This window comes from Sphingobacterium sp. 40-24 (genome assembly GCF_001899705.1).
Lineage (GTDB): Bacteria > Bacteroidota > Bacteroidia > Sphingobacteriales > Sphingobacteriaceae > Sphingobacterium > Sphingobacterium multivorum.
Window position 1 is genome coordinate 32526 of record NZ_MKWH01000055.1, and the last position, 15024, is coordinate 47549.

At 39.9% G+C, this 15024-nt stretch carries 10 protein-coding genes; all 10 read right to left on the minus strand.

Annotation, left to right across the window (positions count from 1 at the left end):
- Nucleotides 1-8: 8 nt before the first annotated feature.
- Nucleotides 9-1526 carry a retropepsin-like aspartic protease gene (locus BGP15_RS19505; RefSeq protein ID WP_286770558.1) on the minus strand — a complete coding sequence of 506 codons (1518 nt, stop codon included), beginning with the start codon at nt 1524-1526 and terminating at the stop codon, nt 9-11.
- Nucleotides 1527-1700: 174 nt separating this feature from the next.
- Complete coding sequence (locus BGP15_RS19510) at nt 1701-3224, minus strand: PKD-like family lipoprotein (protein WP_286770559.1); 1524 nt, start codon at nt 3222-3224, stop codon at nt 1701-1703.
- Between the two features lie 23 nt (nt 3225-3247).
- Nucleotides 3248-4015 carry a DUF4843 domain-containing protein gene (locus tag BGP15_RS19515; protein ID WP_286770560.1) on the minus strand — a complete coding sequence of 256 codons (768 nt, stop codon included), beginning with the start codon at nt 4013-4015 and terminating at the stop codon, nt 3248-3250.
- A gap of 10 nt (nt 4016-4025) precedes the next feature.
- Nucleotides 4026-5456: a RagB/SusD family nutrient uptake outer membrane protein gene (locus BGP15_RS19520; RefSeq protein ID WP_286770561.1), complete on the minus strand. Its 1431-nt coding sequence runs from the start codon at nt 5454-5456 to the stop codon at nt 4026-4028.
- A 10-nt stretch (nt 5457-5466) separates the two neighbouring features.
- Nucleotides 5467-8925, minus strand: coding sequence for a SusC/RagA family TonB-linked outer membrane protein (locus BGP15_RS19525; protein WP_286770562.1), 3459 nt, complete (start codon nt 8923-8925; stop codon nt 5467-5469).
- Nucleotides 8926-8959: 34 nt separating this feature from the next.
- The gene (locus BGP15_RS19530; protein ID WP_286754729.1) at nt 8960-10075 is read right to left on the minus strand and encodes a FecR family protein; all 1116 of its coding nucleotides are present in this window, start codon (nt 10073-10075) and stop codon (nt 8960-8962) included.
- Between the two features lie 209 nt (nt 10076-10284).
- A complete protein-coding gene (locus BGP15_RS19535; RefSeq protein WP_286770563.1) occupies nt 10285-10842 on the minus strand; it encodes an RNA polymerase sigma factor in 558 nt (185 codons plus the stop codon).
- A 198-nt stretch (nt 10843-11040) separates the two neighbouring features.
- Complete coding sequence (locus tag BGP15_RS19540; protein WP_286770564.1) at nt 11041-11766, minus strand: DUF4998 domain-containing protein; 726 nt, start codon at nt 11764-11766, stop codon at nt 11041-11043.
- A 6-nt stretch (nt 11767-11772) separates the two neighbouring features.
- The gene (locus BGP15_RS19545; RefSeq protein WP_286754732.1) at nt 11773-13080 is read right to left on the minus strand and encodes a DUF5000 domain-containing lipoprotein; all 1308 of its coding nucleotides are present in this window, start codon (nt 13078-13080) and stop codon (nt 11773-11775) included.
- Nucleotides 13081-13102: 22 nt separating this feature from the next.
- Nucleotides 13103-15019: a RagB/SusD family nutrient uptake outer membrane protein gene (locus BGP15_RS19550; RefSeq protein WP_286754733.1), complete on the minus strand. Its 1917-nt coding sequence runs from the start codon at nt 15017-15019 to the stop codon at nt 13103-13105.
- Nucleotides 15020-15024: the final 5 nt, after the last annotated feature.

Consider the following 15024-nt stretch of genomic DNA (forward strand, 5'->3'; position numbering starts at 1 on the left):
CTCAGTTGTTAAATTGTAATTGTTTTATTGCCCGCAACAGTAATGACAATGGGCTGTTCCTTTGCTTTTAGTCTTATTTCTTCAATCAGCATCGGTTTTTTCTTAAGTTGATCTTCGGTGTAATTGTCGATCCTTTGAATTATGGTTCCTGCTTTTAAGCCATCGGGGTTTTCAAGGGCACCTATTATTCCTAAAGCTTTCAGTCGACCAACATTGTCCCATCCAAATTGATTGTTTTTTACCAGAAAGTCTTGCGGGGCGGTATGTAGCTTATTCGGCGAAAAATGGACCTCATTATCTGCTAGATTGATTGTGATATTGTATCTGCTGAGGAGGCGGACGCCTATGGATCCGTCAAACCCTGGCTTCCATTGCTCGTTTGCGGAACTACCTCCCATTAATGTAATGGGTAAACCATTTATGGCGGGTAGTGGTGAAATCGCAAATTGATAACTGTTTCCGGAGAAGGTCGGTGAAGAGACGCCCATGCTTACGGTTGCTGCCTGAGCTTCGGGCTTAAATCCACTAACAAGTAACTTATTTTGGCGTACAAAGGGACGGAAACAGATGAGGTCATAGGATGCTCCGGTATCGAATACAAAATGTCCGGTATACGTTTTGCCTTGTATGATTTCAAGTTGGCCGGGAAGAATAATTACTCCAGCGGGCATTGTAATCGGAACGGTAGTTCCTTTGTCTTTATATTGAAAATCTCCAAAATCATACAGCGAAATTAAGTTTTTGTCGTAATCGATGTGGGTAATAAATTGACGAATTAATGTATTACCAATGATACCATCCCCTTCTTTACCCATTTCTGGGAATATCGCAATACCCTGTCCGTTTAATTTTAAGGTATCTAATAGAATGCTGTTATTGTCTGACACTTGAATTTTGGTATTGCCACCAACCACAGAAGCATTATTCTCTCTTGTGACCTTTAGGCCAATAGCATCGGCTAATTGTTGATTTACAGCCATGCCGTCCGCACCTGTATCAAACAGTAAGCGTAATGGTTTTTCGTAGCCATTGATTTTGACCTGGAGATAGATGGATCCATTTTTGTTTTCGAAAGGAATAGTTGCCCGTAATTGTGCTTTTTCCTTACGTTGCATGCCATAAAGTTGGTCAAATAAGGAAAGCCGTACTAACTTGCCGGATTTATCGAGTAAGGCCTCAGTATTTCGCTTTTTATCTGTCTCAGCTGTAACGTTTAATTGTAAGAGTGTTCCCTTTGCTGTCTTTTTTTCTGTTATAACCTCAATTTTTGAAACGGGGTAATTTTTGATAATCTGGTTTAACCGAAACTTGGCGCCAGCATCGGTGTGTCCTGCTATGGAGAAATTTGGAGCCAGTTCAGCAACAATTAATGTGGTGTCTTTCTGTTGGAAAGTTTGGAACAGTTTTTCGCCGAATATGTTTTTGGCTTGGGCATGACAATAGGATCCTGCCAATACATATAACCCGAGCAAAAATGACCTTTTAATTTGAAGATATTGCATAAAATCGTTTATAATCGCTTTCATTCCCCGATGCTCATTGGCTTAGGGGAAGATTTAATCTGTTTAGTATAATACAATGACTATTTATTTATCGACCAAGCTCGTAATCCACTTCGGGCTGAACCTTGTTAAAATTCATACTATTCCCTCGAATTAATTAAGGATGAGAATAGTATGAAGTAACGTATAGTTAGAATATTAGCGTTCGCGATAAGTTAAATTTTTGAGTCGGCCAAAACCTGTATAGGATTTATCCAGCACAATATTTGCGTTCAGCCCTGGGACAGTATAAATATTTAAGCTCCCTTCGGTACCGTCTGCCTTGTTAGGGTCATAAAATCCTACCATGAGTTTATTTCCACTGGTATATTTTGTGGAATTCTTGAATTCATAAAAATTCAGATAGCTTACTTTTTTATCTCCTAGATCGACCATCAATTTGGAAGTTTTATAAGTCATATCGTATTCATAAATTTTACCTCCAGCATTATAAAACAGGTAGCCAAATTCAGGATTGAATGCAAAGAATTCTGCTTTATCGATGTCTGTGCCGGTGATTTCATTATAGTAAGTCTGTGCCGTGCTGACAGCGTTGAACCTTGCGAGGTGTTTTTTTGACCCATTAGGCTCTTTTAGGATAGCGAAGATCTCACCACCGTTGTATGCCATCCAACGCATGTATACCATATCAAGTCCTGTTTTAAAACTGAATAACTTGAGATCCTTGTCCGGGTCGATAAGTGTGGTACAAGTTGAAGCGGTAGATACATGGCGCACAAATCTTCGATTGGTTTTATCATATAATGTAACCGGATTGGAAACATCCGTATGTCTTCCTCCTATAAAAGGAGCTACCTCAAAACTTTTTTCTTCAGCTGCGATGTAATTGATCGGGGATGAGTAGAATATATTCAATGCCCGATCATAAAAGTAAGCGTTTCCACCACCTATTAAATAGGAAGATGAACCATTTCTTTGTTGGATGACGTCGGCATAAAATCCGGCCGGAATTGTACCAATCATTTCATAAGATAGCCCCATGGTATTTGTCCATTTAAAGGTGTTGGGATCTACTTTTGTTGTTCCGGTGGTTGTACCAAAATACAGCCCATAACTGATCTTGTCTGGTCCGAGTAATAATCCTGTCGAATAGGTATAGGTCATAACAGGTTTGCCGGTTAATTTCAGCTCAGATCCGGTATAGGCTAAAACATCATTGTACAAGTCAAAAATATTGTTGGAATTTAACACGAGCATATCGACTCTGGCCTTACCATTGGCTTCGTTCATCATAATCCAACCTTCGTTGATTTCGTTGACGACTTTGAGTTTGAATGGACGTGTATATTTTATTCCTGTCTGTTTTTCTGTCACTGAAAAATAGGCTTGATAGCTTCCCGCAGTAAGATTTATTTTAATATTCAGATCTTTTTCTTCACTTAATGAGAATATCGTCTGGCCTCCGAGGCCGTTGGAACCGATATAAGTCCACTGGTACTGATAATTATCTTCAATAAATTTGCTGTCTTGTGTGAATTGGATTTTAGGCGTCAACTGGAGGTCTTTACCGACAAGAGCAGTGACTTCGTTGGGTAGTTCTGCAATCGTATCCAATTCATTTATTTGAACATAATTATAATTTCCAAGATCTTTTTTACAGCCCCCCAAGAACATACATGTCATCAAGAGGCTAATGATCGAATATGAGATATTTAATGTCATTTTTTTCGTTTTAAGTTTGTAGGCTATTGAGCAGCACTCCCCATACTCATTGGTTGGCCGTCTTCGTCCAAGATAAGGTTGCCAGCCGCCTTTTGTTCATTCAGATACCGCTGCATAAATTTGCCATAGGCTAATGTTTCAGCAATTGAGATATTGGTATCTATATACTGGGGGTCGACATTCAGGACTTCCACCATTAAGTTGAGCTTTTTACGCGAAAAGGTTCCGAGATAGAAGTCCAGCCAACGGGTTGGCTTTTTTATTATATCATTGATAAACCATCTATAATTGATGAAATTCAGTCTTTGGCCTGTAGTTTGGTTCGTCACCTTATACTGCATGTCGACCGAGAAGCTTTCATTTTCAAGAAGGTCAAAGCTGAGCAGGAAATTTTGGTCTTTCATGTCAGAAGTTCGCATAAATCTGAGCCATATGGTATCCCGAAGTTGATTCTTTTTGATCGAAAAATCCTTGTTGATGATTTCGTAGTGTTTGCCCTCAATTGCAGTAGATGATGCATTTGGGACGATTTTATACGGTCGGTCGTTATCTGCTACGTTTCCTATGGTGGCAATGACCATATGCACAAGGGAGTCGACTATTGCCTCTTTGGTCAGACTGAAAGAGATCAGGGTAGAATCTTTAAGGACCTCAGAGGAATAGGCGAGGGGCCGGGCCGTTTCATTAAAATAAATGGTTGGCTTTCCTTCATACTTGTGAAGTTCTTTCTCACATGAACTGAGACAAGTAATAGCTGCGAGAGCTAATAATAAGTAGCATATATTTTTCATGTGTAGCATTTTATTGTCTATAAATTGATTCAGAATCTGGCAAAGGAACGTTATAATTTATCGTTACGTTACCACTTGTCGAAGAGCCATTGGCTACAGAGGTTACGTTCCTTCGTTTGTAATAATAAAAAAGCTGGCCTTCTCCGAAAAGGTCCTTCTGATACTCTTTTTGAAGTTCGGTCGAGATGTTTACCGTCGTTGTCAAGGGCAGTAAGCCTCTGTTGGCACGCACAATATTCAGCAAGGTTATTCCGTCGGCAGCATTGGGCTCGCATTCGGCAGCGATGTAATAGATTTCGCTTATTTTGAGCAAAGGAATGCTGAAACGAAAAGTTCTGGTTTTGTCTACGACATCGGCATATTTAAGAAACGTTTTATAAGGTTTGGAGCCATTGGATGGCATCTGCCAGTTCAGATTATACCTGTAGTCATTTTCATTGTTTTCGTATACGGTAGCTAGCCGACTTGGTGTAGGTGCTAATATTTGCCTGTCACTAAGAGATGGATCGAACCAATTCAGGTAGCGATTGTATAGCTGGGAATTCATCACGCCAAATAGCATTTCTGATGAAAATACGCGATCGGGATTTTGCTTTTCAACCAAAGCATTGGCAGAAGTTGTCCAAGGAAACTTGCCGCTTATAGCGATCACCTCTTTGGCCGTGGTTAAAGCATTGGCTTTGTCGCCACGATAGAGGTATACCCGTGCTTTGAGACCTTTTATGGCATAATAATTAAGGCGGTAGTTTCTGTTATTGCTTAGAAAGTCAACTAAGTCTTCTGGTTGGGCAATATTTACACCAGTCGTGATGATGGGATCGTTTTGCAGTAAAGTTTCAGCAAGATTTAAATCAGCCATTACATTATCTATAAAATCATTGGCTGGTAATAAAGGATTTACTTCGGTTTTCGTGTTTCTATAATAGGGCAAACTCTGTTTTGTAGAATCTACAGTTGAGTAGCGAGGGCCATATAGCCGTAATAGATCGAAATGCAGGAATGCGCGCATGGCGATTGCTTCGCCTCTGTAAACGTTTTCTGTGGATTGATCCAAAACACCTTTGTATTTATCGAGATTTTCCAAGAAGACATTAATATTTAGGATCGTCGAATAAGCGGCCGACCAGATATCTTCCATACGGTCGACAGTTGGTTTATCTTTGTAGGCGTAAGTTGACGTCTTATATTGGTTATGTTCAGTACTGATATTATAGCGCTGACCAAGGATTTCGATGGTAGAAAGTGTGAGATTATCTCCATATAACTGGTTTGCTGCGAGATCCAAATAGATTCCATTGAGCACGGATCGAATGCCATTTTTGGTGCTGTATAACTGAGATTCTGAGACCTTGTCTTCCGGTTGAACATCCAGGAATTTTTTACAGGAGAAAAAAGAGACAGTTGTCAGCAGAATTAGGAGTATTTTAATAGTGCGTTTCATAAGTCAATAATTAAAATGATGCTCTGAAAGAGAAGGCAAATGTTCTGGCATAAGGGTAGGATATGCCACGCTCTCTTCTGACGGTGGAGAAATATAGGAAGTCATTTGCCATCAGGTTGACAGATAATGCTTTTAGCCTCATGCTCTCCAGCCAAGGACCTTTGTCAAAGAGATAGCCAATGTTTAAGGTTTCACTACTGAGCGTATTGAGTGATTGGACAAATCGTGATGATATCGGTGTCGTTGCCGTTTGGGAAATCGCTTTAAATTGCGCAATATCCCCTGGGTTTTGCCAGCGGTCGTATAAGGCACGTTTGTCCTGGTTGTTTACAATGTTGGTAAAGTTGATATTCTCCACTTTGTCAAATAATGCTGTATTGAAGATATCACCACCTAATCTATAGCGTAGGCCCAGTCCGAATGTAAATCCTTTAATCCGGAGGTTCGTGGAAATTACGCCCTCCACCTTAGGTGCTGTATTACCGACATTGGCTACATCAGCAGCGTTATAATCAAATGTATATTGCCAATCTTTAGTCAAGAAAACTTCTTTTCCGGTGGTTGGATCAATTCCCAGGGATTGGGTCGCCCAAATGGCTTCAGCGCTATTTCCATCTATATATCTGATTAAAGATTTGGATGTTTCCTGCTGCTTGTTAAGGGTTCGCAGGATGTCGCCAAATCCACCGTATTGGCTTTTGTAACTTGCTGCTGTAAGGCCAATATTCCAAGTGATACCTTTTTCAAGGTTATAGATCGGATAAATTGTTAGCTTAGTCTCTAATCCTTTATAGGTCAGGTTGCCGATATTATAAGGATAGGAAAATACGCCAGTTGAGGACGGTAAGTCTACGGGAACTATTAATGGATCTGTTTTCTTGTTGTACGCATTGATATAACCTGTAAAACGATTGTTGAATAGGCTGAAATCTAAAGAGGTACTTATCTGTTGTGTCTTTTGGGGTTCTAGATTGGGATTGCCCAGCATATTAAGAGTTACGCCCTGACCGAACTGATTGTAATTTGTACTCGTATAATTGTATAGCGAAATTGAGCTGATATTAGCAAAATTCTGATTACCTGTGATACCCACATTTCCTGTTAGTCGTAAAGAGTTTATCCAAGGCATTTTTTTTGCGAATGCTTCTTTGTGGATATTCCAGCCTAAACCGACGGCATAATAAGGAGAGAATTGCTTGTTACTGCCATAAGCCGTTGAGCCATCCAATCTGTATACAACATCAAACAGGTAGCGGTTATCATAAGAATAATTTGCGCTTAGTGTTGTATTGACCGAACGATAAGTGCTACTTGATGCCAGAGGAGCCCCATCTAAGAGGTAGCTATACGCAAAACGTGGGTTTCCGGTGTTTCCTGCAGGAAATCCTTCCGCGACAGTTTGATACGAGTCGTTTTTATTTTCAGCGATGGTATTACGCCAGTTAGCGTTTAATTGATGCTTCTGGGCAAAGGTTTTATAAAAGGTCAACATAAAATTTCCTTGATAGGAAAAATTGTTATTTCGACTGTCTGTATATCTTCCTTTCCGTAAGGTTGGTGTTTCAAAGAAATCACTCATCTCGGGCGACTTATAGATTTTACCTTCTGTTGTTCCCTTAGTCATTTGTAGCGCAGCATTCGCTCTTAGATAACTCGTGATATCATAGTTGGCATTAAAGTTATTTTGTACCTCCAAGTTTTTAGATTTATTATATTGTGGCAGCAAGGCATCATATAATGGGTTGGAAATATAGAAATCGACAGAAGAGTTGGATTTTCGACTAATTTCCAAAAAGGGGTTTTCCCAATTTTTTTCATAATATGGATTTGTATTTACCCAAGTAGAAAATAAGCCATATTGCGATTCGGTTGTCTTGTTGCCTCTGATATAGGTAATATTGTTAATATTTACCTTATTTTTTCGATAAGTTAGGTTGATACTACCGCTATAACTATCTCTTCCTGACCCAATCATGGCTCCTTTTCCTGTCCGATAGTTTAAGCCAAGATTGTAGATAAAGGTCTCGTCGCCGCCAGCTGCATTGATCGAGTTGTTAGTTGAGAAGCCATTTTGTAAAGGTTCGCTTAGCCAGTAACTATCAACTCCTTTTTTTACAAATGAAAGGTGTTGATGGTATAGGCTATCGAGATATACTTGTTGTGTGGGACCTGATGATGAGTTGTAACGTCCAGAGAGTCTTTCAAATTCCAATTTTTCAGTCGCATTCATCATATTGTATGCGGACAAATCGGGCATTTCAAACCTAAAGTCTTGGGTGTATGTAAACTGTAATTCGCCAGGTTTGGGTTTAATTGTCTCTATAACAACAACACCGTTAGATGCTTGTGAGCCATATAGTGCTGTTGATGCAGCATCTTTAAGTATGGTTACTGATGCGACGCGATTCATGTCAAGGTCAACAATAGTCTGTATTGTTGTTGGGAATCCATCCAATACAAATAGTGGCTGATTGGGATCAGCGCCGAATTGGTCCGTTAGCGTGGAACTAGGGATGCTGCTCTTGCCGCGAACTTCAATCACTGGCATGACGTTTGGATTTGATCCTGCCAAATTGTTTTCAATTTGCAAAAAAGAAGGATCCAATGTCTTCAAACTTTGAATAATATTGTTGTTGCTCACTGCTTTTAATTCAGCACCAGAGAATTTTGTGGTTGCACCTGTAAAGCTGTCTTTACTTCTATTGATTCCTGTTCCTGTGACCACGACTTCTTCGATCACGTTGTCTTTCTTGCGAAGTTTGATAAACATTCCATTGATAGAAGAGGTTGCTTTAATTTCCTGATTTTCGTAACCAATGAAGGAGACAATAAGCATTTCATTCAATGAAGTAATTGGCAGATTGAATACTCCATCCGTATTGGTTTTCACTGATTTTCTATCGTCATTTTTTTGGCGTATGGATGCCCCTTCAACGGGTTTTCCATTTTCATCAAGTACCTTTCCAGTAATGTATTGTTGCCTGATTTGGCTCAGGTTGCTGTTATTCGGGCTTTTTTTTCGCGCAGGTTTAATCACAACCGTATTATTAACAATCTCATAGTCGAGACCATTCGGTTTTAGAATGGCATCCAATGCCTGCTGTAGGGTGCCATTTTCGAATTTAACACCGGTATCCTTGATCTTTTCGAGTACAACGTCTTTATAGAAAAAACTATAACCCGATTGTTTTTCCAATTGTTGGAAAACTTGCTTGATAGACAACTGATTTGAATTGATAGAGATGCGCTGCGCATTGGTAGTTCCGTGGAGCTGCATCAGACTGATGGTCAAAAGCGCCGAAACAAGGTGAAAACGCAGTTTGTTTTTTCGGTTAAATACGGTGGGTAATTTGCTGTCATTACTGCTCTCCACAAAAGCCCGAGGCCAGGTGATGACAGCTGAGTTTGCTGGAATTTGGACATGGTTATCCCATGGGACCGAAGGTTTGGCCTTCCTGTTGTTTTGCATTAGGTTAATGTTTTATAAGTTCAGTATTAATAATTTAGTTTTTCAGTAGGATTGTTTTTTGTTGATTTTTATTCTGAACGATGTCGAAATTCAATCCAGCAGTTTGCAGAACGGTTAGGATTTCCTGCAAATTCATCTGCTTATTGATTTTTCCACTGAATCGTTCGTTTATTTCGGAGTCGTCAAGACGGACGTTGAGATCGTACCATCTTGCCAACTGTTGCATGATTTCATTTGCTGTGGCATTATGGAAGGTAAAGTAACCTTCACGCCAGGTTATATACTCGGCGGCATCCACATTTTTCTTAACGAGCAAAGTGCCTTTAAAATTCGCTTGCTGGTTGGGGGTCAAGAGTATTTTCTGCTGCTGATGTTGTACTTCAACTTTACCTTCAACAAGTGTTGTCTGCGTCGTAAGATCATTATCATAGGCATTGATATTGAAATGTGTACCCAAAACTTTGACTTGTTGATCGGTTGTTTTTACAATGAATGGTTGTTCCGGATTTTTGCTAACTTCAAAATAGGCTTCACCATGTAATTCAACTAAACGCTCTGGGCCTATGAATTTCGAAGGGTAGCTCAAGGAGCTATTCGCATTCATCCATACTTTGGTTCCATCGGGAAGTACAATTTTAAATAGTTGCCCTCGAGGTGTTAAAAGCGTATTTTGGACGATGTGATCTGCGTTATCGTTATAGATAAGTTCTCCGTTTTTGACTTCCTGTACACCTTCAATTGCCCGGGTAGCTTGCCCTTGTTTATTGAGTATGACGACTTCTCCATCCTCAAAAGTAAGTTGTACATTTTCCTGTACTGGGCGGATCGTCGCTAATTGTTTAGGGCTTATTTTGTCGAAGATGGCATACTGGTAATAATAATAGCCCATGGCAAAACCAAGCGCGATGGTGATGGATGCCGCGATACGAATCCCATACCTATAGCCAATAGATTTGGGTTCAGGGAATGCCATACTATGATTTAGACGTTGTAGTGTACGGTGCTGACTTGCTTGAATATCGTTTTCCGTGGGCATATTGTTTGCCTCGGCTTCTTCAAACCATTTTTTCAAGGTATCATATTCAGCTTTATTTTCAAAGCCCAATAGATAGTTTTTGATTAGTTTTTGCAGCGTATTAGGTACTTTCATCTAGTTAAATCTGTTTATTCATTAGTAAGCAGTCTCTTTAAGAGATTTATGTTGACTTCGACTGTTTCAGCTATGATGGAGTTATCAGTGATATTCATTATCCTGTATCACTTGAATACATCATGATGACTTCACAGGTCGTTTGGTTAGCCTTGTATAGATATAGTCATCGAAAAAACTGAAAGCACCTACGCTAAAATGAAAAAAAATTAAAAAAATGAGAGAAAGGTGTGGAAGTCTTTGGTAACTAGGCGTAAACGTTTGAGCGCTTTGTTTATTTGATTCTCAACAGTACTTTTTGATAGGCCGTATTCTAGGGCTATCTGGTTGATGGATTTGTGGTTGATGCGGCTTTCATTGAAAATAACTCGGCAACGTTCAGGAAGATTTTGTATTTCTTCTTGAATGAGGTCCAATAGATAGCGGTAATGTAAGCGATCTTCGATTGGCGCATCATCGAGGATGATATCTACTTTATCGATATCCACCCTATGATGGTCGCTATTTTTATTGAAGTAAGAGAAGGTGAGGTAGCGTGCGCCAGTTTTGAGGTAGGATTCGATATTATTGATTTCTTGCAATCTACTTCGATTTTTCCAGATGCTCAAGAATAGGTCATGTAGGATGTCTTCCGTTGCTTCTGTATTTTTAGTTTTGGGGTAAACATATTGATAGATCTGTTTCCAAAAATAATTGTATAGTGCATCGAATGCAGTTCGGTCGCCTTCTGCGATTTGTTTCAGCCAAAGTGCAATTGTACTATCCATTTTTAGTTTCCAATTATGGCACAAATGTATCTAAAAAAAAGATAGTTAAAAAAGGTTAGACCGAGAACTACTTAAGATGAGTCCTGATCTAACCTTTTCTGTTGTAATCTACGAGATCAAAAAATGCATGTAAGGAAATCTCTGTTATTTACCTCACTGCGTATCGTCGCAATAGTTACAATTTTGTTGATATTCGTGTTATTTGCTATATTTCTGTTCTGTAAAAGCAGTATAAAAATAGTCGATAGAAGCTTGTACAGGTTTGTAAACAGTCCTATACTTGACCGTGCTTGGACTAAAAATATTTTTTAAACTTGCAAAATCCTCATAGGGTGTAATACGCACAGTTGTGGAATCTCCGGAATTGTTACGATAGGTGACCTCTGTAAATTGCATTGGATAAAATGTGCCCTGTCTGGGCAAATTGTTCTCTCGTGCCAATACCAAGAAATGCTCGCTGGCGTTCGCTTTGTCAAATTTTGAAAATGAACGATTTACAAGGGTACGTATATAACTCTGACCGTAAATAAACTGACTCGAGGCTACTGATCGAGAACTATCACCTTGACTGGTAAATGAATAAACGTTTGCCGTGTATGTTGCTTCCGAAAGTGCATCTAAGGTGATGAGTTTTATTTTACCATGTTCGCTGGCTTCTATCGGGTAATTTTTTACTTCTGCCATAGGTGAAAGGCTGCTCCTGAGATATACTCTCACACTAGTCACTTTGGGGTCTGTCGTTACTTTAAAACGCAGTATTCCCCTTTGATTGCCCGGGATAATAGATAGCGAATCTACGCGACCCGGATAGTAAATTTCCCCATTTTTTAGGTATTCCCCATAATAATAGTCTGATGGCTTGCAACTGTAGGTTAAAAGAACAGTCCCCAATACGATCAGCATATAATTCAATATCTTTTTCATAATTTATCAGTCTACGTATTTTCCATATAATTTCAATTCCGATATCGCAACTGTGAGGGCATTACCTAAAGGTTGTTCTCGAACGCCGTTCCACGTACAGTTTACTTTTATGCGGAAATATTTGAATCCGCTCGGGTTATCCCAGTTGACTTCAAAATCTTCTCCCTTACGCGCATAGTCTTGATCCTCGCTATTCGCGTTAGTGCCAAAGGCTAGGCCGGATGGACGGACGCCTTCAAATGTTCCGAGTAATGTCCAAGAATCCCAAGAACCATCTTGTGCCGGTGAATTACTGCCATAAAGCTCGAATTCTTTTGGGTGTGTAGCTTGAAACAATAGCCCATAATTGTCGTTCCGACCCCAGAGTTTGACCCGACTTATTTGTGCCTTTTTACGGGCATCTAAAGTGAATTGAAATGGGATCGGAGCAGCCTTACCCCACCACTGCTTGTTTGTGATATAATAGGGTGATCCTTCAATCCCGTCAAATAGTGATACTTGCATTTCGGCACTTCCACCTTGTGCATTATAATTGCTGATGTAATCACCGTTTCTATTCATATCGCTATAGGCCGTGATACCGTTATAGATCAATAAATTGTTGATTTCATATTCTTCTTGTGGTGTTAAATTGCGACGAACGGTGTCTGATACGTTACCCCATTGATCGCGTATCACAATACCGTAGGTGGTTGCGATCGGTTGTTCTCCACGAACGCGAATAACACCTTCTTTGGATTTTGTATAGGTCTCGTTCAGGACATTCCAGCCGATCTCTTTGGTGGTCGGATTTTCCCCGTATTTGAATACACTTAAAATGATATTTGCGGCATCTTTATTTTCAAATTTGAGGTTCACTCCACCAAATGTGCTATAGAAAAAATCGTTAGATTTAAACGATTCGGCTAAAATAATATAATTGGGCTTTCCTGTCTTGATTTTAATAGTAACAGGATCAGATTCCACGTCACCAACCGCGACAGCAACAAGTTTAACTTCATGTTCACCGATTGCAGCATATCCTTGCACAGCAAGTTGATTATCGTATATGCTGGCCTTAGTGACCATTTCTTTCCCATTTTCCAATGTATATGTTGCCTTGACATAGCGTAAGTCTGCTGATGTTGGCAAATCGTAACTGATCTTTGCTCCCCCGGGAGCTTCTTCATAGGCAAGGTTCTTTAAGGTATTTGGTTTTTCTCCTTGCCTTGCTGCGGTAATGCCAATGTCTTCCTTGCAACTTGTCCATAGTAATGGAGTCATCAAAAGGATTGCTAGCATGATGGGAGCGATTTTATTTATTAAATTTTTCATGATGCAATAGTTGTAATTTAGACTACCATCCTGCACTTTGTACAAGATTTGGGTTACGTCTTCTTTCATTTAAGCTTAATGGCCAAAAGTAATCCCGATCCATAAATGACCGTGTATATAATAGTGTTGTCCGATAGTAAGAGCCTTCGGATGATTGATTGATATCCCATCCTAAAATTGGATTGTTTAGTTCCTTGACCGCATCTTTCCAACGGCGAAGATCCCAAAAACGTACACCTTCCAAAGCAAACTCATTTGTACGTTCACGTTTGATAATTTCACGCAGTCCATCTTTGGTTGTGGGTTTGTTTGGTGCAGAAGAGTAATTTTGCCATGATTCTACAACACCTTTAAGACCACTGCGCGCTCGGACGGCATCAATGTAGGAATAAGCCTCTGCTGAGGGACCATTTGCTTCGTTTAATGCTTCTGCGTAGTAAAGGTAGAGATTGGCTAAACGCATGATAGGGTGCCCAAATAACCGAGCTGTGTAGGCGTTACTTGCACCTACGGTACTCCGATAATTATAGTGTTTTTTTGACGCATATCCTGTCCAATTGAATCGTGTAGGGTCCACTTTTCCCGACGATCCCGAATATTTGAGATCAATATTGTAGGCATTTGCATCCGAACCGGCTTGCAACATAAAGACACGTCCGGCATCAAACATTAAGGTGCCATAAAATCTATTTTCCCGATTTAGATTCATCCGGGCTGTTTGTTTCCCGGCGACCAAATCATATTTATAAGCATCTGTGTTGGGAACTGTAATCAAATCGAATCTCGATGTGTATGGATAAGTAATATCCTCCTCAATAGGGACACCATTGTTGGAATAAAATTTTTCAACAATATTTATTGTCGCAGACATAAAGCCTAATAAAGTTCCTGATGTGGCATTAGCCGTGTAGCGGGGAAGCATAAAATAACCTTGAATGGTTCCATTGGCGGTGGATTTCGTATCCAGCCATAAAACTTCTGGGTTGTCTGTATTTTCGTTATAAGCCTCCCGAATATTCATTTGAAACTGTGTACTCACCTGTGGAGTGAATCCTCCCGTGGGCGTCCAGGTATGTAATTTTTTACCATGTTCGGTAGCAAAATCAATGGCCTCTTTACAGGCTCTCGCTGCCAATTGCCATTTTTCGGATGAATAACTGTGGTTGAATAGCTCCTTGCCATCGTTGTTTTTAATTGAAGCTTCTGTACCAACGTTTCCGTTGAAAAGTGGACTGGCGGCAAAAACCAATATCTCAGCCTTCATTGCTTTGGCGACGATTTTTGTAATGCGTCCTGTTTCACTGTTCACTGCAGTAACGTCATCCATTAAATTAGGGATGGATTCATCAATCATACTGATAATATAGTTGAAGCATTCATCGACGCTATTTCGAGGCAGCTGGGATGATCCTGGGCTGTCATAGATAGGGATATTCTTGTCTCTGATAGGTACAGGGCCGTACTGTTTCATTAAGAGAAAATGATAGTAGGCTTTCAAAAATTTGACTTCTGAGATCCACATCTGTTTTTCTTCGTCTGTCATATCCGGTACCGACATAATATTGTCGAGAAATGTATTGCAGTTTGTGATACCCACCCAAAGATTTGTTGCTCCATTGTTCCCATCCCAAGCATTTAACAAGGGGTTGTCACCATTTTGGTTGCCCAAAGCAATTCTCCAATTGAAATACCCTGAATAGGTTGATTCGGAGTTTAGCCAGAATTCGTCGCCCGAAAGCCAGCCAGGGTTATTGGTCATTGAAAAGCTTTGCGGTAATTGACTATAACAGGTCACTAAATAACGTTCGGCCATTGTACGCATTGCGAATGCTTGGTCGAGTACAGGTGCATTATCTGGAACAACATCCAGAAACTTATTACAGGAGGTCGAAAGACCCACTAACAACCCTAACACGATTATACTTTTCTTAAATCTCATTTTCA

Bases quoted from the DNA above. Each gene is read 5' to 3' on its own strand.
- BGP15_RS19505 (WP_286770558.1), bottom strand. From the start codon at position 1,526: ATGAAAGCGATTATAAACGATTTTATGCAATATCTTCAAATTAAAAGG.
- BGP15_RS19510 (WP_286770559.1), bottom strand. From the start codon at position 3,224: ATGACATTAAATATCTCATATTCGATCATTAGCCTCTTGATGACATGT.
- BGP15_RS19515 (WP_286770560.1), bottom strand. From the start codon at position 4,015: ATGAAAAATATATGCTACTTATTATTAGCTCTCGCAGCTATTACTTGT.
- BGP15_RS19520 (WP_286770561.1), bottom strand. From the start codon at position 5,456: ATGAAACGCACTATTAAAATACTCCTAATTCTGCTGACAACTGTCTCT.
- BGP15_RS19525 (WP_286770562.1), bottom strand. From the start codon at position 8,925: ATGCAAAACAACAGGAAGGCCAAACCTTCGGTCCCATGGGATAACCAT.
- BGP15_RS19530 (WP_286754729.1), bottom strand. From the start codon at position 10,075: ATGAAAGTACCTAATACGCTGCAAAAACTAATCAAAAACTATCTATTG.
- BGP15_RS19535 (WP_286770563.1), bottom strand. From the start codon at position 10,842: ATGGATAGTACAATTGCACTTTGGCTGAAACAAATCGCAGAAGGCGAC.
- BGP15_RS19540 (WP_286770564.1), bottom strand. From the start codon at position 11,766: ATGAAAAAGATATTGAATTATATGCTGATCGTATTGGGGACTGTTCTT.
- BGP15_RS19545 (WP_286754732.1), bottom strand. From the start codon at position 13,080: ATGAAAAATTTAATAAATAAAATCGCTCCCATCATGCTAGCAATCCTT.
- BGP15_RS19550 (WP_286754733.1), bottom strand. From the start codon at position 15,019: ATGAGATTTAAGAAAAGTATAATCGTGTTAGGGTTGTTAGTGGGTCTT.